14 protein-coding genes are annotated in these 20,319 nt (G+C 74.8%); 8 read left to right on the forward strand and 6 right to left on the reverse strand.

Going from position 1 to position 20,319, the window contains the following annotated elements:
* Window positions 1–321: 321 nt before the first annotated feature.
* Complete coding sequence (gene pepN / locus KSNIM_RS12535) at window positions 322–2,904, forward strand: aminopeptidase N (RefSeq protein ID WP_263103318.1); 2,583 nt, start codon at window positions 322–324, stop codon at window positions 2,902–2,904.
* A gap of 57 nt (window positions 2,905–2,961) precedes the next feature.
* Here pepN and KSNIM_RS12540 read toward each other — a convergent pair whose 3' ends face one another.
* Window positions 2,962–4,407: a sensor histidine kinase gene (locus KSNIM_RS12540; protein ID WP_263103319.1), complete on the reverse strand. Its 1,446-nt coding sequence runs from the start codon at window positions 4,405–4,407 to the stop codon at window positions 2,962–2,964.
* 65 nt (window positions 4,408–4,472) lie between these two features.
* On the reverse strand, window positions 4,473–5,222 hold the full coding sequence (locus tag KSNIM_RS12545) for a response regulator transcription factor (protein ID WP_411543696.1): 750 nt from the start codon (window positions 5,220–5,222) through the stop codon (window positions 4,473–4,475).
* Window positions 5,223–5,414: 192 nt separating this feature from the next.
* On the opposite strand from KSNIM_RS12545, the gene KSNIM_RS12550 reads away from it, so the two are divergent.
* The 3 genes from KSNIM_RS12550 to KSNIM_RS12560 are packed head-to-tail and all read left to right on the forward strand — an operon-like array spanning window position 5,415 to window position 8,052.
* A complete protein-coding gene (locus tag KSNIM_RS12550; protein WP_263103321.1) occupies window positions 5,415–6,770 on the forward strand; it encodes a ferredoxin reductase family protein in 1,356 nt (451 codons plus the stop codon).
* A gap of 23 nt (window positions 6,771–6,793) precedes the next feature.
* Window positions 6,794–7,267: an FMN-binding protein gene (locus KSNIM_RS12555; protein WP_263103322.1), complete on the forward strand. Its 474-nt coding sequence runs from the start codon at window positions 6,794–6,796 to the stop codon at window positions 7,265–7,267.
* 29 nt (window positions 7,268–7,296) lie between these two features.
* Window positions 7,297–8,052: an FAD:protein FMN transferase gene (locus KSNIM_RS12560; protein WP_263107926.1), complete on the forward strand. Its 756-nt coding sequence runs from the start codon at window positions 7,297–7,299 to the stop codon at window positions 8,050–8,052.
* Between the two features lie 82 nt (window positions 8,053–8,134).
* Here KSNIM_RS12560 and KSNIM_RS12565 read toward each other — a convergent pair whose 3' ends face one another.
* Both KSNIM_RS12565 and malQ read right to left on the reverse strand, forming a co-directional pair.
* Window positions 8,135–8,368, reverse strand: a complete 234-nt coding sequence (locus tag KSNIM_RS12565; protein WP_263103323.1) for a hypothetical protein — start codon at window positions 8,366–8,368, stop codon at window positions 8,135–8,137.
* 20 nt (window positions 8,369–8,388) lie between these two features.
* On the reverse strand, window positions 8,389–10,512 hold the full coding sequence (gene malQ, locus KSNIM_RS12570; RefSeq protein ID WP_411543697.1) for a 4-alpha-glucanotransferase: 2,124 nt from the start codon (window positions 10,510–10,512) through the stop codon (window positions 8,389–8,391).
* Window positions 10,513–10,805: 293 nt separating this feature from the next.
* Here malQ and KSNIM_RS12575 point away from each other — a divergent pair, with 293 nt between their 5' ends.
* Complete coding sequence (locus KSNIM_RS12575; protein ID WP_263103324.1) at window positions 10,806–14,600, forward strand: beta-N-acetylglucosaminidase domain-containing protein; 3,795 nt, start codon at window positions 10,806–10,808, stop codon at window positions 14,598–14,600.
* On the opposite strand, the gene KSNIM_RS12580 is transcribed toward KSNIM_RS12575, so the two are convergent.
* Window positions 14,590–15,285, reverse strand: coding sequence for an HAD family hydrolase (locus KSNIM_RS12580; RefSeq protein ID WP_263103325.1), 696 nt, complete (start codon window positions 15,283–15,285; stop codon window positions 14,590–14,592). The genes KSNIM_RS12575 and KSNIM_RS12580 overlap by 11 nt on opposite strands.
* A gap of 106 nt (window positions 15,286–15,391) precedes the next feature.
* Window positions 15,392–16,012: an HNH endonuclease gene (locus KSNIM_RS12585; protein WP_263103326.1), complete on the reverse strand. Its 621-nt coding sequence runs from the start codon at window positions 16,010–16,012 to the stop codon at window positions 15,392–15,394.
* Between the two features lie 407 nt (window positions 16,013–16,419).
* Between KSNIM_RS12585 and KSNIM_RS12590 the strand changes: the two genes are divergently transcribed.
* The 3 genes from KSNIM_RS12590 to KSNIM_RS12600 all read left to right on the forward strand — a co-directional run bounded on the left by KSNIM_RS12590 (window position 16,420) and on the right by KSNIM_RS12600 (window position 20,318).
* On the forward strand, window positions 16,420–17,472 hold the full coding sequence (locus KSNIM_RS12590) for a mechanosensitive ion channel family protein (protein WP_263107928.1): 1,053 nt from the start codon (window positions 16,420–16,422) through the stop codon (window positions 17,470–17,472).
* Between the two features lie 223 nt (window positions 17,473–17,695).
* Window positions 17,696–18,883, forward strand: coding sequence for an ROK family transcriptional regulator (locus KSNIM_RS12595; RefSeq protein ID WP_263103327.1), 1,188 nt, complete (start codon window positions 17,696–17,698; stop codon window positions 18,881–18,883).
* Window positions 18,884–18,968: 85 nt separating this feature from the next.
* Complete coding sequence (locus KSNIM_RS12600) at window positions 18,969–20,318, forward strand: extracellular solute-binding protein (protein WP_263103328.1); 1,350 nt, start codon at window positions 18,969–18,971, stop codon at window positions 20,316–20,318.
* The last annotated feature ends 1 nt before the right edge of the window (window position 20,319 follow it).

The following is a 20,319-nucleotide window of genomic DNA, read 5'->3' on the forward strand; positions in this document are numbered from 1 at the left end:
TCCCAGGGCACGGGAACCCGACCGCTCCCGTCCCTGCCGCGCCCTTGCGGCGGAGCTCGTTGTGGCCGGCCGGGCCGTCACCCTGCGGTGTCGAATCCTCAACCGGGCGTTCATCTTCAACTTCTGAACTCTAAGCTCAGCCAAGTCCGCAATACAGAGTCAAGGGCGAAGGCAGATCGTTGCGAAACCTCAGCCGCCGCCCTACGTCGAGTGTCGTAGCCGAACGCCCGAACCGCCCGACAGCCCCGGAAATCGCAGGTCCGCGCGGGGGACGCTCGTGAAAGGATGCCCCCAACCAAGCCTGACGAAGGAGTCCTGCGAGTGCCTGGCACCAACTTGACCCGTGAGGAGGCCCGTACCCGGGCCGCACTCCTGCATGTGGAGTCGTACGACATCGAGCTCGACCTGGGCTCGGCCCCCGAAGGGGGCACCTTCCGGTCCACCACCGTGGTCCGCTTCTCCGCCACCACCCCGGGTGCCGCCACCTTCATCGACCTGGTCGCGCCGAGCGTCTCCGAGATCGTGCTGAACGGCGAGTCGCTGGACGTCGCCAACTTCGCCGACAGCCGGATCGCACTGCCCGCCGTCCAGGCCGAGAACGAGCTCCGGGTGGTCGCCGACTGCGCCTACACCAACACGGGCGAGGGCCTGCACCGCTTCGTCGACCCCGTCGACGGCGAGACCTACCTGTACACCCAGTTCGAGGTCCCGGACGCCCGCCGGGTGTTCGCCGCCTTCGAGCAGCCCGACCTCAAGGCGGCCTTCCGCTTCACCGTGACCGCCCCGGCGGGCTGGGTCGTGGTCTCCAACTCCCCCACCCCCGAGCCGGCTGGCGAGGGCGCCACCCGCACCTGGGCCTTCGAGCCCACGCCGCGGATGTCGACCTACGTCACCGCACTGGTGGCCGGCCCCTACGTGGGCGTCTTCGACGAGTACGCCAACGGTGACCAGCGGGTGCCGCTGGGCGTCTACTGCCGTCCCTCGCTGCGCGAGTTCCTGGACGCCGAGGCGATCTTCGACGTCACCAAGCAGGGCTTCGACTACTTCCAGGAGAAGTTCGACTTCGCCTACCCGTTCGCCAAGTACGACCAGCTGTTCGTCCCGGAGTTCAACGCCGGCGCGATGGAGAACGCGGGCGCCGTCACCCTGCGTGACCAGTATGTCTTCCGTTCCAAGGTCACCGACGCCTCCTACGAGATGCGCGCCGCGACGATCCTGCACGAGCTCGCCCACATGTGGTTCGGCGACCTGGTGACCATGGAGTGGTGGAACGACCTCTGGCTGAACGAGTCCTTCGCGACCTTCGCCGAGGCCGTCTGCCAGGCCGAGGCCCCCGGCTCCAAGTGGCCGCACTCCTGGACGACCTTCGCCAACCAGATGAAGACCTGGGCGTACCGGCAGGATCAGCTGCCGTCCACCCACCCGATCATGGCGGAGATCAACGACCTGGAGGACGTCCAGGTCAACTTCGACGGCATCACCTACGCCAAGGGCGCCTCGGTGCTCAAGCAGCTGGTCGCCTACGTCGGCCAGGACGCCTTCTTCCAGGGCGTGCAGGCCTACTTCAAGCGCCACGCCTGGGGCAACACCACCCTCCCCGACCTGCTCGGCGCGCTCGAGGAGGCCAGCGGCCGCGACCTGCGGACCTGGTCGAAGGCCTGGCTGGAGACGGCCGGCATCAACGTGCTCCGCCCCGAGCTGCGGATCAACACCGACGGCGAGATCGAGTCCTTCACGGTCCTCCAGGAGGCCCCCGCGCTGCCCGCTGGCGCCCGCGGCGAGGCCGTGCTGCGCCCGCACCGGATCGCGATCGGCCTCTACGAGCTGGTCGACGGCGCCCTGGTCCGCACCGACCGGATCGAGCTCGACGTCGACGGCCCGCGCACCGAGGTCCCGGAGCTGGTCGGCCGGCACCGCCCCGCCGTCCTGCTGCTCAACGACGACGACCTGTCGTACGCCAAGGTCCGCCTCGACGAGGACTCGCTGGCCGTCGTCACCGGCCACCTCGGCGACTTCGCCGACTCGCTGCCGCGCGCCCTGTGCTGGGCCTCCGCCTGGGACATGACCCGCGACGGCGAGCTCGCCACCCGCGACTACCTGGCGCTGGCCCTCTCCGGCCTGCAGCGCGAGTCCGACATCGGCGTCGTGCAGTCCGTGCAGCGCCAGGTCAAGCTCGCCCTGGAGATGTACGCCGACCCGGCCTGGCGCGAGGAGGGCCTGCAGCGCTGGGCCGCCGCCGCCGAGGAGCAGCTGCGCGCCGCCGCCCCCGGCAGCGACCACCAGCTCGCCTGGGCCCGCACCCTGGCCGCCGCCGCCCGCACCGACGCCCAGCTCGGCCTGCTCGCCGGCCTGCTCGACGGCTCCGAGGTGATCGAGGGCCTGGCCGTCGACACCGAGCTGCGGTGGAGCCTGCTGGCCCGCCTGGTCGCCACCGGCCGCGCCGACGACAAGGCCGTGGACGAGGAGCTGGTGCGCGACAACACCTCATCCGGCCAGGAGCACGCCGCCAGCTGCCGGGCCTCCCGTCCGACCGCCGAGGCCAAGGCCGAGGCGTGGGCCTCCGTGGTGGAGTCCGACAAGCTCACCAACTACGTGCAGGAGGCCGTCATCGGCGGCTTCCAGCAGCCCGACCAGCGCGAGCTGATCGCCGCCTACCGCGAGAAGTACTTCGCCGCGGTGAAGGGCGTCTGGGAGAGCCGCAGCCACGAGATCTCGCAGCAGATCATCGTCGGCCTGTATCCGTCGTACCAGGTCGAGCAGGCCACCCTGGACGCCACCGACGCCTGGCTGGCCTCCGCCGACCCGGCGCCGGCCCTGCGCCGCCAGGTCGTCGAGTCCCGCGCCGGCATCGAGCGCGCCCTCAGGGCGCAGGCCGCCGACCGCGCGGCCGGCGAGCGGCACTGACCCGTTCCGGCGGCCGGGCGGCACACCCCGTCCGGCCGCCGGCCCTCACGCCGCGGCTCATGTCCGCGGCGACGGCACGGCCGGCAGCCGGACGGTGAAGACGGTGCGGCCCGGCCGGCTCGCCGCCTCCACCGTGCCGCCGTGCGCCTGCACGACCGCCTGCACGATCGCCAGGCCGAGCCCGGTCGAGCCGGTGGCCCGCGACCGGCCCCGGTCCCCGCGCACGAACCGCTCGAAGACCCGGTCCGCCAGCTCCGGCGGGATGCCCGGGCCGGTGTCGGCGACGGACAGCCGCACCTCCGCGCCCACCCGCTCCAGGGCGAGCTCCACCACGGTGCCGGGCGGTGTGTGGGTGCGGGCGTTGGCCAGCAGGTTGGCCGTCACCTGGCTCAGCCGGCCGGCGTCCCCACGGACGAGCACCGGCTCCTCCGGCAGCACCAGCCGCCAGCGGTGGTCCGGCCCTGCGGCGCGGGCGTCGGCCACGCCGTCCAGCGCGATCCGGGTCAGGTCGACCTCCTGGTCGGCCAGCGGCCGTCCGGCGTCCAGACGGGCGAGCAGCAGCAGGTCCTCGACGATGGCGCCCATCCGCCCGGCCTCGGCGCCGATCCGCTCCAGCGAGTGCACCACCGGTTCCGGCACCTCACCCGGGTGGCGCAGCGCCAGCTCGGCGTGCCCCCGGACGGCGGCGACCGGGGTGCGCAGCTCGTGGCTGGCGTCGGCGGCGAACGCCCGCAGCCGTTCCTCCACCGCGTGGCGTCGGGCGAGCGCGGCACCGACGTGGCCGAGCATCCGGTTGAGCGCGGCGCCCACCCGGCCGACCTCCGTCGCCGGGTCGTCGTCGGGCACCCGCTCGGAGAGGTCGACGGCGCCGCTCGCGAGCGGCAGGGTGCTGACCCGCTCGGCGGTGGCGACCACCCGGTCCAGCGGCCGCAGCGACCAGCGGACCCAGAGCGCGCCGGCCACCCCCGCCGCAAAGACCGCGATCGCGAACACCGTCAGCTCCAGGGTCGTCAGACGCTCCACGGTGTCCTCGACCTGATGCAGCGGCAGGCCGCTGACCAGCACGTCGCCGTCCCGGCCGGCGACCGCCTGCATCCGGTACGGGCCTTCGAGGCCGGACAGCCGGACGGTGCGCGCCGGGCCGCCGACGGGCAGCGCCACGAGGGCGCGCTGGTCGGCTGCGGAGAGGTCGACCCGGTCGTCGGCGTTGGGGCGGTCGGCGTCGTCGGCGTCCCCGTCCACCACGCCGGCCGCGGTGGCCCGGCCGTCCAGCAGCCGGGCGCCGAAGGTGCCGGGGGGCTGCGCCCGGGTGTCGGCGCCGCCCTGGCCGGTGTGCTCCAGACTGGCGGCGTACCGCCCGCCGGTGTCGGCGAGCTGCTGGTCCAGCCGGTCGACCAGGAAGTGCCGCAGGGCCGCGGTGGTGGCGAAGCCGACCGCGGCGCAGGTGACGACCAGCAGCACCAGCAGTCCGGCGATCAGCCGGGCCCGCAGGGTCCGCGGCACGAGCCGACCCGCGCGCGCCCGCAGCCGGGCGGCGCCCGGCCGGAGGGTTCGCGGCCGAGCGGCCGTCACGCGGGCGCCTTGATCAGGTAGCCGGCACCGCGCACGGTGTGGATCATCGGTGTCCGGCCCGCGTCGATCTTCTTGCGCAGGTAGCTGATGTACAGCTCCACGACGTGCGCCTGCCCGCCGAAGTCGTACGACCAGACGGCGTCCAGGAGCTGCGCCTTGCTCAGCACCTGCCGGGGGTGGTGCATCAGGTGGGCGAGGAGCGCGTACTCGGTGGGGCTGAGGTCGATCGGCTCGCCGCCGCGGGTGACCTCGCGGGCCCGCTCGTCGAGGACGAGGTCGCCCAGCACCAGGGCGTGCCCGGGAGGCTGCCCGGCGGGTGCGGGCGGGGCCGCGCGGCGCAGCAGTCCGCGCAGCCGGACGACCACCTCGGCCAGGCTGAACGGCTTGGTGACGTAGTCGTCGCCGCCCGCCGCGATCCCGGCGATCCGGTCCTCGACGGCGTCCCTGGCGGTGAGGAAGAGCACCCGCACCTCGGGCTGCGCGGCGTGGATGCGGCGCAGCACCTCCATGCCGTCGAGGTCGGGCAGCATCATGTCGAGCACCACGGCGTGCGGCCGCCAGGCGGCCGCGGTGCGGACGGCGCCCTCGCCGGTGGTCTCGCCGAGCGCCTGCCAGCCCTCGTAGCGGAGCGCACCGCAGACCACCTCGACCAGGTCCGGTTCGTCGTCGACGACGAGGACCCGCCAGGCCTGCCGGTCGGCGGAGTCGTCCATGGTGCTCCCTCGGTACGTTGTCAGGGCTCTCATTCTGGCCCGCCGCGATGAGAAAGCGCTGAGATCCGGCGGCGCCGCCCGGACCCCTCGTACCGGCCTCGACCTGCGGAGACACACCTCCCGGCGGCTGTCGGGGCGCTTCGCACTCAGAGGCAACTGAGAGCTTGCGGTGCCATCGTGGGCCACCTCGGCGGTACTCGCCGCCGGGTTCGAAGGAGGTTCCCGATGGCCACCGCAGCCCCACCGCGGTCCGCCGCCCGGACGCACCGGGCGGCCCCGCGCCGTCCGGTCGCCGCCGCGCCGGCCGCCGTGCTCGCGCTGATCGCGGCGGGAGCGCTCGGCGTCACCGCGCTCTGGTGGAAGGACACCGCCTCGGTCGTCGGTGCGGCCGGCTGGCTCACCAACGCGGGCCGGCTCACCGGACTGCTCGCCGGCTACGCCGCACCCGTGCTGATCCTGCTGATGGCCCGGCTGCCCCCGCTCGAACGGGAGGTCGGCGCCGACCGGCTGGCCCGCTGGCACGCCTTCGGCGGACGCTGGATGGTCACCATGGTGACCGTCCACGTGCTGACGATCGTCTGGGGGTACGCGCTCACCAACGACCGGGGGGTGGTCGCCGAGGGCGTCGACATCGTCTTCCACTACCCCGAGATGATCAAGGCGACGCTGGGCACGCTCCTGCTGCTGGGCACCGGCGCCGTCTCGGCCCGGGCGGCCCGCCGCCGGCTCTCCTACGAGACCTGGTACTACCTGCACCTGGCCACCTACGTGGCCGTCGCGCTCACCTTCGGCCACCAGCTCGCGACCGGAGCCGACTTCGGCGACCCCAAGGCCGAGGCCCTCTGGTACGCGCTGTACCTGGGCACCGCCGTCCTCGTCGGCTGGTACCGGCTGGTGCGGCCGTGGCTGCTCGACCGCCGCCACCGGCTGCAGGTGGCCGAGGTCCGGCCGGAGGCCCCCGGCGTGGTGTCGCTCTTCCTGACCGGCCACCGGCTGGACGAACTGCGGGCCGAACCCGGGCAGTTCTTCCGGCTGCAGTTCCAGGCGCCCGGACTGCGCTGGGCCGCCAACCCGTACTCGCTGTCGGCGCCGCCGCACCCGCGCTTCCTCCGGTTCACCGTCAAGGACCTCGGCGGGCACAGCGCCGCCGTGGCCGCCCTGCGCCCCGGCACCCGGGTGCGCGCCGAGGGCCCGTACGGCGCGTTCACCGGCCGGCTGCAGCGGGAACACCGGGTGCTGCTGCTCGGCGCCGGGGTCGGGATCACTCCGCTGCGGGCGCTGTTCGAGACGCTGCCCGGCCGGGTGACCCTGGTGCAACGGGCCCACCGGCCCGAGGACCTGATGTTCCGGGAGGAGCTGGCGGCGATCGCCCGGCGGCGCGGCGGGCGGGTGCATGCCCTGGTCGGCTCGCGCTCCCAGGTCGGCGACCTCGGCACCGCGCTGCGCCGGCTCGTCCCCGACCTCGCCGAGCACGAGGTCTACCTGTGCGGGCCGGAGGGGATGGCCGCGGAGGCCGTCCGCTCGCTGCGGGCCGCCGGCGTGCGGCCGAACCGCATCCACCGCGAGTCCTTCGCCCTCTGATCCCCCCGTCCCCAGGAGGACCCATGCGCCGAGCCGTCGTCAGCAGCGCCGCCACCGCGGCCGGAATCGTGCTGCTGCTCTCCCTGAAGCCGCACGGCGGGGCCGGGGCCGCCCCGGTGATCAGCTCGGGCGGCACGGGCGGCGCCACCGACACCTCGTCCGGCAGCTCGTCCGGATCAGCCGGCTCCTCGGGGTCGTCGGGGTCGTCGGGGTCGTCGTCGACGAGAACGGTCACCGGCGACGCCGCCAACACCCGCTACGGCCCCGTCCAGGTCAAGGTCACCCTGGACGGGAGCAGGATCACCAACGTCGACGTGATCCAGTACCCCTCCAACGACCACCGCGACCAGGAGATCAACAGCTATGCGCTGCCGCTGCTGAACCAGGAGGCGATAGCCGCCCAGAGCGCCCAGATCGACGTGGTCAGCGGCGCGACCTACACCAGTGCCGGCTACACCCGCTCCCTGCAGAGCGCCCTCGACAAGGCGGGGCGGTGACGCCCGTGCTCCGCCGTGCCGAGCCCGTGATGGGCACCGTCTTCTCCTTCGCCGTGCGCGACCCCGGCCCGGACACCGCGCAGGTGCTCGACCGGATCGCCGAACGGCTGCACCGGATCGACGCGGTCTTCTCCCCGTACCGCACCGACAGCGACATCAGCCGCCTGGACCGCGGCGAACTCGGCCTCGACGCCTGCGACCCCCAGGTGCCGGCCGTCCTCGCGGCCTGCCGGGAGGTCGCGGCGGAGACCGACGGCTGGTTCACCGAGCGGCCCGGCGGACGGCTCGACCCCAGCGGCTGGGTGAAGGGCTGGGCGATCGAGGAGGCCGCCCGGATGCTGCACGCGTCCGGCTCCCGGGAGCACTGCGTCAGCGGCGGCGGGGACGTGCAGACCGCGGGCGGACCGTGGCGGGTCGGGGTCGCCCATCCGCTGCGGCCGGGCCGGCTGGCGGCCGTCCTGGGCGGCCGCGGCCTGGCGGTGGCGACCTCCGGCACCGCCGAACGCGGCGCGCACGTCGTCGACCCGCACACCGGCCGCCCGGCCGGCGGACTCGCCTCGCTCACCCTGGTCGGCGACCCCGGCACCGGGATCGCGCGGACGGACGCCTGGACGACCGCCGCCTTCGCCATGGGCCCGGACCGCGCCCTCGCCTGGGCCGCCCGCCGGCCCGGCGTCGAGGCGCTCGCCGTGCTGCCCGACGGCACCAAGCGGTGGACGGACGGACTCCCCCGCCACCTCCCGCCCGCCGGCCCCGCCGACTGGCACCCGGCCGCCGCCTCCTGACGGCCCCGACCGGGTGCCGGAGCGCCCCGGACATGCCGGAGCGCCGCCGGGGCGGTGCCCCGACGGCGCTCGGACGGACGTCTTACTTGTTCTTGCCCTTGTTCTTCAGCGAGGGCAGGCAGACCAGACCGGCGATCACCAGGAAGAGCGCGATCGGCAGCAGCACGTAGATGCCGACGACCTCGGCGGTGCTGATCCCGGAGCCCGGCTGGTCACCGTCGTCGCGGGTCAGGGCCATCGCGGGCGACGTCATCAGCATCATCAGCGTGGCCGCCGCGGTGACCGCACCGGCGCGCATAGCGTTCCTCTTGTCCACGTTGCCACCGTACCGGCCGCTCACACGCCGCCGCTCGGCGGGGTGCGCCTTCCGAGCCGGGCCGCCGGACCGGCCACCAGGCGGGCGGTGGAGGGGGCCGCGGCGAGGGCGTCGAGGGTGACCGGGTGGCCCTCCCGGTCGGCCACCGGGAGGCGCCAGTTCGGGTACTGGTCCCAGGTGCCGGGCAGGTTCTGCGGGCGCGGGTCGCCGACCGCGTCCGGCAGCCAGACGCCGACCAGGGCCGCCGGGGTGGCGAGCAGGAAGGCGTACAGCGCCTCCGGCGTCGGTTCGGCGCCCTCCGGGAGCAGCCCCCGGGCGGTGAGTTCGGCGGCCCACTCGGCGAGTTCGGTCCGGGCCGCGTCCTGCTCCTCGCCGAGCGGGCGGGCGAGCAGGCCCAGCCGGTGGCGCAGCTCCACGTGCTCGCCGCCGAGCCGGGCCGCGGTCGGCGGCAGGTCGTGGGTGGTCAGCGTGGCCAGGCAGCCGGCCCGCCAGCGCTCCGGCGGGAGGATCTCGCCCTTGGCCTGCCAGTCCCGCTCGAACCAGAGCACCGAGGTGCCGAGGACGCCCCGGGAGGCCAGCTCCTCGCGGACGCCCGGCTCCACCGTGCCGAGGTCCTCGCCGATGACGTACGCGCCGGCCCGGAGCGCCTCCAGGGCGAGCACGCCGAGCATCGCCTCCGCGTCGTAGCGGATGTAGGCGCCGCGGGTGGGCGGATGGCCGGCCGGCACCCACCAGAGCCGGAACAGGCCCATCACGTGGTCGATCCGCAGTGCACCCGCGTGCCGGGCGGCGGCCCGCAGCAGGTCGGCGAACGGCCGGTAGCCGGTGGCGGCCAGCGCGTCGGGGCGCCAGGGCGGCAGGCCCCAGTCCTGGCCGTGCGCGTTGAAGGCGTCCGGCGGGGCGCCGACCGAGATGCCGTTGGCGAGGACGTCCTGCAGCGCCCAGGCGTCGGCGCCGTCCGGGTGCACGCCGACCGCGAGGTCGTGGATCAGACCGACCGCCATGCCGGCGTCCTCGGCGGCCTGCTGGGCCCGGCCGAGCTGCTCGTCGACCAGCCAGGCCAGCCAGCGGTGGAAGCCGATCCGCTCGGCCAGCTCCGCCCGGGCCGCGGCGAGGTGCGGGCCGTCGGGGCGGCGCAGGCCCTTCGGCCAGCCGTGCCAGTTCGGGCCGTGCACCTCGGCGAGCGCGCACCAGGTGGCGTACCGTTCCAGCCACTCGCCCTCGCGCTCGGTGAAGGCTCGCAGGGCGGCCTCCCGGCCGGCCGTCCGGGGCACGGCGTACAGCGCCTCCAGCGCCTCGCGCTTGAGCGCCCAGACGGCGTCCCGGTCGATCAGGCCGTCGTGGTCGAGCACCTCGGCGCGCAGCCGGCCGGCCCGCTCCGCGTACCCGTCGAGGCCCGCGTAGGCGTACTCCGGGACGGCCTCGATCCGCAGGTGCACCGGGTCGGCGAAGCGGCGCGAGGACGGACGGTAGGGCGACGGGTCGGACGGGGTGCCCGGCATGCCCGCGTGCAGCGGGTTGATCTGCACGAAGCCGGCGCCGTGCGTGTGGCCGGCCCACTGGGCGAGGTCGGCCAGGTCGCCGAGGTCGCCCATGCCCCAGGAGCGGTCGGAGAGCACCGAGTAGAGCTGGGCGAGGAAGCCCCAGGAGCGGCCGGGCAGTTCCGGCAGCCGCTCCGGGGCGACGATCAGCGCGGCGGAGGCCTCGCGGGGGCCGGCCTTGGCGGTGAGGCGGTGGCGGCCGAGCGGCAGGTCGGCGGGCAGCCAGTGCGAGTGGCCCTTCGGGAGGCCCCAGTGGCCTCCGTCCTCCAGCTCGACCGCGAGCTCGGCCTCGGCGGGGACGTCCAGCGCGGTGCGGCGGCCCTGACGGACCACCACCGTCGGCGGCAGCAGCCGGGCGGCGGTCTCCACCCGGTGCCGGTGCAGCTCCGCACGGACGGACTCCGGCGTCGAGGCGTCCACCCCGAGCGCGGCCAGCACCGCGACCAGTGTGTCCGACCCGACCGGGACGTTCCCGCCGCCCGGGTTGTACGTGCTGTCCACCCCGTACGCGTGCGCCAGCGCCACCAGGTCCGGCGGCGGGGGCGGAGCGTCCTCGGCGGGGACCTGCTCCCCGGCCTGGTCACGGTCAAGGTATGCGGCCACTCGCGGCTCCCTGGAGTCGGGACATCACCGAACGCGAACAGGCACAGTCCTACCCGCCCGCACCCTTCGCGACCCCGACCGACACGGGACCGACCGGGCACGCCGACGCAGATCGGCGGACGCGCGCCGGGCCGGACCCGGTCACCGACCGACAGATGCGCAAATCGGGCATACCCGCCAACGGCGTTGACACCCGGCCGGTCACCTGGTGGGCTGGCCCGCTAGGCGGGCACGGCGGTGACCCCGGGTGGCGGGCCCGGCGGACCGGCTGCCCGGAGCGTGGAGGAGGTCCGGTGCAGGCACGGGTGTCGGTGGCCGCCGGGCGGCGGCTCAGGCAGCAGCTGGACCACAGCCCTGCGCTGCGCGAACTCCTCAACCACCCGGCCGCGCTGACGGCGCGCCGGACGGCCGCCCGGACGGCCCGCCAGCTGGCGCCCCGCGCCGCGGACCGCTTCATCGCCGACATCAAGGGCACCGAGCCGCTGCTCGCGTCCGTCCGTGCCGAGCGGCGCACCCCCGCCGGCCGCCGCCGCAGCGCCCTGCAGCTGGCCGCGACGCTGTCCGCGGCCGCGGTGGTCGGCGGTCTGCTGGCCGGGCCGGCGGCCCTCGCCGCACCGTCGATCGGCGACCGCCCCGTCACCACCGCCCCGGTCACCCCGCTCGGCTCGATCACCGAGCCGCAGGTGTACCCGCGCCCGCAGCAGCTGCAGGCCGCGGGCGGCGCCGTCGCGGTGCCGGACACCGTCGCCCTGGTCGCACCGCACCACGCCGACGGCCCCGCGCTAGCCGCCGTCCGGCAGGTGCTCGGCGCCGCGGGCGCCACCGACATCGTCGAGGCCGACCCCGGCGCCTCCCCCGCCGCCGGCTCGCTGGTGGTGTACGTGGGCGGCCCCGGCGAGGGTGCCGGAGGCGACACCGACCAGGTCCTGCGCCGGCTGGCCTCGGCCGCCGGGCGGGCAGCCTCCGAGGTGTCGGTGACCGGGCTGCCGGCCGGCGGCTACGTGCTGGCCGCCGGGCAGCTGCCCGCGGCGGGCGGCGGGACGTACGGCGCGGTGGTGCTGTCCGGCGCCGACGCGACCGGCACCTTCTACGCGGCGCAGAGCCTGCGGCAGCTGCTCGCGCCGATCCAGTCCGGCCAGGGCCAGGGCCCGGCCGAGGCCGGCCGGGGCTTCCCCGGGGTCGTCCTGCGGGACTGGCCGACGGGCGCGCCCGTCCGCGGCACCGCCGAGTCCTTCTACGGCACCCCGTGGACGACCGCGGAGCGCCTGGAGCAGATCGACTTCCTCGGCCGCACCAAGCAGAACTTCTTCCTCTACGCGCCCGGCGCCGACCCGTACCGGACCTCCCGCTGGCGCGAGGCGTACCCGCAGGCGCAGCAGGACGCGCTGCGCCGGCTGGCCGAGCGGGCCCGGGACAACCACGTGGTGCTCGGCTACTCCATCGACCCCGGACAGTCGTTCTGCTACGGCTCCGGCAAGGACGTGGACGCGCTGGTCGCCAAGCTGGACGGGCTGCGCAGGCTCGGCTTCGGCGCCTTCCAGCTGCAGTTCCTGGACGTCAGCTACGACGAGTGGCACTGCCCGGGTGACCGCCGCACCTACGGCACCGGCCCGGCCGCGGCGGCGAAGGCGCAGGCGGAGCTGGCCGCCAAGGTGCAGAAGCGGCTGATCGCCGCGCACCCCGAGCTGGCGCCGCTGTCGGTGGTGCCGACGGAGTACCAGAAGCAGGGCGCGACGCCGTACCGCAAGGCGCTGGCGGCGGCGCTGCCGGCGGGCGTGCAGGTGGCGTGGAGCGGCGGCGCGGTGATCGCGCCGAAGGTGACCGGCGACCAGCTCGCCGAGACGGCGGCGCTCTTCGACCGTCCGCTGGTGACCATGGACAACTACCCGGTCAACGACTCCACGCCGGACCGGCTGTTCCTCGGCGGCTACACCAACCGCGACCCGGCGGTGGCGACCCGTTCGGCGGTGCTGCTGACCGCGGCGATGGCGCAGCCGGTGGCCTCCCGGCTGCCACTGGCGACCGCCGCCGACTTCGGCTGGAAGCCGGAGGGCTACCGGTCCGCGGACTCGCTGAAGGCGGCGGTGCACGCGATGTCCGGCAGCGGCGGCGCCGAGGCGGCGCTCGCGGCGCTGGCCGGGAACAGCTCGTCCTCGCCGCTGGACAAGCAGGAGTCGGGCTACCTGACTCCGCTGATGGAGCGTTTCTGGGCGGCGCTGGAGCCGTCCTCGGGCGGCACCCCGGACCGCGCGGCGCTGCAGGCGGCCGCCGCGCCGCTGCAGGAGGCCTTCGCCACCATGGCGGGTGCGCCGCAGGCCCTCGCCGGCGAGGCGGTGGCGCAGGACGCGGGCCCGTGGCTGGTCCGGCTGGCCACCTACGGCCGGGCCGGGCAGGCGGCGGTCGCGATGCTGCTGGCGCAGCGCGGCGGGGACGGCAGCGCGGCCTGGCAGGCCCGGGTGGATCTGCGGCAGCTGCGCGAGCAGCTGGGGCAGGGCACGGTGACGCTGGGCGCCGGGGTGCTGGACCCGTTCCTGGAGCGGGCACTCAAGGACGCGGACACCTGGGCCGGTGTGGACGCCGGCGCGGGCACGCCGACCACCACGATCGGCACGGCCAACGACCACGGGCCGGCGCTGATGACGGACGGCGCCGCGGACACCTTCTACTGGAGCGCGTCCCCGCCGCAGGCCGGCGACGCGGTCGGCCTGGACCTCGGCAACGGCCGTCCGCTCGGCCGGGTGACCGTGCTGATGGGCTCGTGGGGCGACGGCCCGGACGCCGCGACCGCGGCCGACGACTACCTGCGCGACGGGGTGCTGGAGTACTCGACGGGCAGCGGCGGCTGGAAGCAGCTGGCGGTCGTGCACGGCCAGAAGAGCGTGTCGGTGACCGCCCCGGCCGGCACGGTGGCGAAGGCGGTGCGGCTGCGCGCGCGGACGGCGCAGAAGACCGCGGTGGCCGTCCGGGAGTTCTCGGTCGCGGCGCCGGACGACACGCCCGCGGTGGTGACCGGCCCGGCCGCGGCGCCGGGCTCCTCGCCGGACGCGGTGCTGGACGGCGACCCGGACACCGCGTTCCGCGCCGCGGAGGCGCCGACGTCGGTCTCGGCGCCGCTGACGGTGGAGCTGGGCGCGGCCCGGCCGCTGGACCGGGTCACCGTGCTGACCGACCCGACGGTGCAGGCGGTCGCGACGGTGGCGGTGCGCGGTGCGGACGGCCTCTGGACGGCGATCGGCACGCTGAAGCCGGGCTACAACGAGCTCCCGGCCGGCGGGCGGCCGGCCGACGCGATCCGGCTGGTGTGGGCGCCCGGCTTCCAGGCCCCGGTGGTCAACCAGATCGTGCCCTGGTACGCGGACACCCCGGCGGCGCGGCTCAGCCTGTCGGACTCCAGCCTGGACGTGGTGACCGGCCAGGCCGTGCCGCAGGTGACGAAGGCGGTGCTCGAGACCGGCCGGCCGGAGGGCACCAGCGGCGAGCTGAAGGTGGAGGTGCCTGCGGTCGCCAAGGGGCTGACCGTCACCCAGGGCACCGCGGTGGCCGTGCCGCGCGGCGGCCGGGTGGGGGTGCCGCTGCAGGTGGTGGCGGCGGCCGGGACGCCCTCGGGCACCTACCGGCTGCCGGTGACGTTCACCGCGGGCACGCTGACCGTCCGGCAGGACCTGCTGGTGCACGTGGTGCCGCCGGCCGGCGGGCCGGACCTGGCGCGGGCCGCGACCGCCACCTCCTCGGCGGACGAGACGCCGGCCTTCCCGGCCGCCAACATCAACGACGGCGATCCGCGGACCCGCTGGTCCTCGCCGGCGACCGACGGCTCGTGGGTGCAGCTGGCGCTGCCCCAGGCGGCGCGGCTGGGTTCGGCGGTGCTGCACTGGCAGGACGCGCACGCGGCCGCCTACAAGGTCCAGACCTCGGCGGACGGCGTGACCTGGACGACGGTGGCCACCGTGGACGACGGCGAGGGCGGCGTGGAGACGGTGCGCTTCGACGCGCCGGGCACCCGGTTCCTGCGCGTGCAGGGGGTGACCCGGGCGACGAAGTACGGCTACTCGCTGTGGGGCGTCGAGCTGTACGCCGTCACCGGCTGAGCAGCAGCCCGGCCAGTGAGGTGAGGGCGCCGGGGGTGCGGCCGGTCCGGTCGATCAGCCGCGCCTGGAACCCGGCGGCGAGGGCCCCGGCGACGTCCTCGACGGGGTGGTCGCCGACGTGCAGGATGCGGGCCGGCGCGACGCCGAGCCGCTCGGCGGTGATCAGGTAGATCGCCGGGTCGGGCTTGGAGCGACCGCAGTCGACGGCGCGGACGACCGCGCTGAAGTACGGGTCGAGGCCCGTCCAGGAGAGTTCGGCGTTGCCGTTGGTGGTCAGCGCGAGCGGCATCCGGGCGGCGAGTGCGGCGACGACCTCCGCGACCTCGGGGAAGAGCCGGGTGGAGCGGGCGCGGGCGGCCATGAACGCCTCGAAGGCCCGGTCGGCGAGCTCCGGGCGGCCGGCACGGCGGCGGACGGCCTCGGCGAAGGCGGCCAGGCGCAGCTCGGGCAGGGTGGCACCGGGCAGGCCGGCGGCGACCTCCTCGCGGATCCGCTGCAGCCAGTCGACCTCCACGGGCGCGCCGAGCTCGGCGCCGAGCAGGTCGGCGGCGTGGGCGATGGCCGGGGCGAAGGCGGCGGCGAAGTCCCAGAGGGTGTCGTCGCCGTCGAAGGAGACGGCGTCGAAGGAGACGGCGTCGGAGGACAGCGGTTCGGCGGTGGCGGGGCGGCGGCTCTCGGGCGGCACGGTGCGGGCTCCTGGGATGCAGACGGCGGGCCGCCGACGCTCCCGCTGGGGGGTGCGCCGGCGGCCCATGAGGCGTACCGAAGTGTGACGGGCAGGCCCTTGTCTGTCAGGCGGAGAGCGGTTCGGGCTCCCCGCGGCGGCGGGTCGGGTGGGTCCTCGCGGCCGGGGCCGGCAGGGCACCCGCATGGTCGGTATGGTCGTGGTGCTCGTACTCACGGAACTGGTCGAGGCCGCCGTAGGGCTCCAGGTAGGGGCGCCAGCGCGGGTCCTTGATCCCGGTGCCGATGACGCGCCAGGCGAGGCCGCTGGGCGGGGCCGGGGCGTGCTTCATGCGCCAGCCGAGGTCGGAGAGGTGCCGGTCGGCCTTGACGTGGTTGCAGCGGCGGCAGGCGGCGACCACGTTGTCCCACCGGTGCTGGCCGCCCCGGCTGCGCGGAATGACGTGGTCGACGCTGGTCGCGGCGGCCCCGCAGTACACGCAGCGCCCGTGGTCACGGGCGAACAGTGCGCGGCGGGTGAGCGGGACGGGCCCGCGGAACGGGACCCGCACGAAGCGGGTCAGACGGACGACGGACGGTGCCGTCACGGTGGTGGTGGCGCTGTGCAGTGTGGTTCCGGAGTCCTCGAGGCTGACCGCCTTGTGGTTGAGGACCAGGATGAGGGCGCGGCGGGTGGAGACCACTCCGAGTGGCTCGTACGACGCGTTGAGGACCAGGACATGCGGCACGGATGCCTCCTTGGACGCCTGCGGCGCGTGGCTCGCGCCGGGACGAGCGGTGATCGCGCTGTGGCGCGATCTCCCCCAGTGTCGCCTTACGCCTTCGTACGGCGCCACCACTCCTGTGTAACGGACCGGATGTGGAATCCGTCATAGGACGTATGCCCGCGCGCCGGGCCCGGTGCACGCGTCGCCGCCGGTGAGGGGGTGTGTGCGGGTGCCGGGGCAGGCTGACGGGCCGTCCGGGCGTGCCCGCCCGGGCCGCTAGGGTGGGACGGGACGGTCCGCCAGCCGGGCCGTGCCGGCGCCGTGCGCCGGCCGTACCCCGCACCACGGAAGGCCCGCACGTGTTCCGCTCCGGTGTCACCGGCCTCCTGGCCGAAGCCACCCCTTCGCCCGCCCAACCCACCCTCGACCTGAAGCTGCCGACCAGCGCGGACGAGGTGACGGCCTCCACCAAGCAGGCCGCCAGCTGGTTCGACCAGAACTGGCAGAGCTGGGTCGAGGGCGGCGTGCGGATCGTCTTCATCGTGGTCCTCGCGCTGGTGCTGCGCGCGGTCGTCCGCAAGCTGATAACCCAGCTGGTGTCGCGGATGGGCCGTCCCTCGGAGGACGAGGACGAGATGATGGGCCGCCTCGGCGGCCTGCTGGCCAACAGCGGGGTGGTGAACACCGAGCGCCGCCAGCAGCGCTCCGAGGCGATCGGCTCGGTGCTGCGCAGCGTGGCCTCGTTCACCATCCTCGGCACGGCGGCGCTGATGGTGCTCTCGGCGCTGGGCGTGAACCTCGCGCCGCTGCTGGCGAGTGCCGGTGTGGCCGGTGTGGCGATCGGTTTCGGCGCGCGGAACCTGGTGACGGACTTCTTGTCCGGCGTCTTCATGATCATGGAGGACCAGTACGGCGTCGGCGACGAGATCGACACCGGGGTGGCCACCGGCACGGTGCTGGAGGTCGGCCTGCGGGTGACCAAGCTGCGCGGTGTGGGCGGCGAGATCTGGTACATCCGCAACGGCGAGGTGAAGCGGATCGCCAACATGAGCCAGGGCTGGGGCACCGCCACGGTGGACGTCCAGGTCGGCTACAAGGAGGACCTCGTCCGGGTCGAGGGGCTGATCACCGAGGCGGCCGAGCAGCTGTCCAAGGAGACCCCGTACGACGAGCTGATCTGGGGCCGGGTCAAGGTGCTGGGCGTGGACTCGGTGGCGACCGACTCGCTGGTGCTGAAGGTCGAGGCCCGGACGACGCCGGGCAGGTCGGCGCAGGTGGCGCGGGCGCTGCGGCAGCGACTCAAGCAGGCCTTCGACGAGGCCGGGGTGAAGCTCAAGGACGAGGCGGTCACCGTGTCGGCCACACCGGTCGCCGCCGTCCCGGCCGCCGACATCGCAGCGCCCTCGGCGCTCTCGGACCCGGCGTCGCCGCAGTCCGCCGCGGTCAAGCCGATACCGGCACAGTCGGTGGAGCAGCCCTAGCGGCAGCAGGTGTTCGGCAGGGCCCCGTTCCCGGGTGGGAACGGGGCCCTTTTCCGTGCCGGGCCGCGTACCCGGGGTAACGCTTCGACATCAGGTCATTGACACCTGCTCCGGCCGGGATCTACGGTCCTCTCGAAGCAATTGGAAACTTTCCTAACAGTTCACCGCGTCACCCGGCGGACCCGCGGGTGACCGTTTTGCACCCGCAGAGGAGGATCGAGCCGTGACCGACACCACCCGACCCCCGCTCGCGGGCACCCCGAGCCTGCTCCGCGCGATCAACGACCGCGCCGCCCTGGAACTGCTGCTCGCCAACGGCCCGCTCTCCAGAACCCAGATCGGCACCCTCACCGGCCTCTCCAAGCCGACCGCCTCCCAGCTGCTGACCCGGCTGGAGGCCGCCGGACTGGTGGTACCGGTGGGCACCACCGCGGGCGGGCCCGGGCCGAACGCGCAGCTCTACCAGGTCAACCCGGCCGCCGGATACGTCGCCGGACTGGACGTCACCACCACCCACGTGCGGATCGCCGTCGCCGACATCACCGGCACCACCCTGGCCGAGCACCAGGTCGCCACCAAGGGCTGGTCCGCGGCCGGCACCGTCGAGAAGGTCGGCGAGGCCGTCGCCGACGCCGTCCGCGGGGCCGGCCTCGCCCCCGGCAGCCTCCACCAGGTCGTCATCGGCGTGCCCGGCGCGCTCGACCCGGCCACCGGCAAGCTCCGCTACGCCTCCCACCTGCCGGGCTGGCACTCCCCGCGGCTGCTCGCCGACCTGGAGGCCGCGCTCGGCACCCCGTTCTCGATCGAGAACGACGTCAACCTGGCCGCCATCGCCGAACAGGCCTTCGGCGCCGCGCTCGGCTGCGAGGACTTCGTCCTGCTCTGGGCCGAGGAGGGCATCGGCGCCGCGATCGTCATCGCCGGGCGGCTGCACCGCGGCTTCACCGGCGGCGCCGGCGAGGTCGGCTACATGCCGGTGCCCGGCGCCCCGGTCGTCCGCGACGTGCGGCGGCGCAACTCCGGCGGTTTCCAGGAACTCGCCGGCGCCGACGCCGTCCTGGAGCTCGCCGCCGCGCACCGCCTGACCGCCGGCACCGCCGAGGAGGCCGTCGCCCTGGCCCTGCGGACCGAGGGCGACGGCGACGCCTTCCTCGCGGAGCTGGCCGAGCGGATCGCCGTCGGCCTCGCCGTCATCGTCTCCGTCGTCGACCCCGAACTGCTGGTGCTCTCCGGCGGCATCCCCACCGCCGGCGGCGAGCGGCTGCGCGCCCTCGTCCAGGAGTCGCTCGCCCTGATCTCCATCCCCCGCCCCGAGGTGCGCTGCAGCGCCGTCCCGGGCTCCCCCGTCCTGCACGGCGCGCTCCAGCGCGCCCTGGCCACCGCCCGGGAAGCGGCCTTCTCCACCCACTGACCCGCACCACCGCCACGCCACCGTCTCCCGCACACGGGCCGAGGGGCGATGCCCCCTGCCCGCGTACCCCCAGGAGGACCCCGAAGTGCACACCCCGCGCAGAACCCGCCGGACGCTCGCCGCCGCCACCGGTGCCGCCGCCGCCCTCGCCCTGCTCACCGCCTGCACCGGCACCCCCCAGGGCGGCGGGGACGACGGCTCCGCCGAGGGCAAGGACGTCACCATCACCTTCTGGCACGGCTGGAGCCAGGACAACGAGACCAAGGCGATCGACGCCAACATCGCCGCCTTCCAGAAGCTCCACCCCAACATCCACGTCAAGGTGGTCGGCAACATCGCCGACGACAAGAGCGAGCAGGCCCTGCGGGCCGGCGGCGCCGACGCCCCCGACGTGGTCTCCTCGTTCACCACCGACAACGTCGGCAAGTTCTGCTCCGCCAAGGTCTGGGCCGACCTCACGCCCTTCCTGAAGAAGGACGGCATCGACCCGGCCAGGACCTTCCCGGCCGCGATGCTCTCCTACAGCGGCTACCGCGGGAACCAGTGCTCGCTGCCGCTGCTCGGCGACGCGTACGGCCTCTACTACAACAAGACCGCCTTCGCCGCGGCCGGCATCACCGCCCCGCCGAAGACCTTCGGCGAGTTCGAGGCGGACGCCGTCAAGCTGACGACCGCCCAGGGCGACGGCTACAAGCAGCTCGGCTTCATGCCGAACTACCATGGCTACGAGTCCACCCCCTCGCACTTCCTCGGCCAGTACGGCGCCGGCTACTTCGGGCAGGACGGCAGGTCCGACATAGCCTCCGACCCCCGGGTCGCCGCGATGTTCGCCTGGCAGAAGGGCCTGGCCGACAAGCTCGGCGGCTTCGAGAAGCTGGAGAAGTACCGCACCGGCTTCGGCGACGAGTTCAGCGCCAAGAACCCGTTCACCACCGGCCAGGTCGCGATGGCCATCGACGGCGAGTGGCGCACCGCCTCGCTCGCCGAGGACAAGCCGGCCTTCGAGTGGGCCACCGCACCCTTCCCCGTCCCGGATGACCAGGCAGCCACCTACGGCCGCGGCTACCAGACCGGCACCATCATCGGCATCGCCAACGGCAGCCGGAAGCAGACCGCCGCCTGGCAGCTCGTCAAGTACCTGACCACGGACACCGATGCGGTCGTCGGCTTCGCCAACGCCATCCACAACGTGCCCAGCACCTTCGCCGCGCTCGACTCGCCGAAGCTCGACGCCGACGCGAACTTCCGTACCTTCCTGGCCATCGCGAAGAACCCGAACTCCTCCACCACGCCCGCCTCGGTCAACGGCGGCGCCTACCAGGTCTCGCTGCAGAACCTCGGCTACGAGTACGAGTCCGGCCGACTCACCGACCTGAAGGCCGGGCTCACCGCCACCGCCAAGGAGATCGACGCGGCCATCGACCAGGCCAAGTGAC

The organism is Kitasatospora sp. DSM 101779 (genome assembly GCF_025655475.1).
GTDB lineage: Bacteria > Actinomycetota > Actinomycetes > Streptomycetales > Streptomycetaceae > Kitasatospora.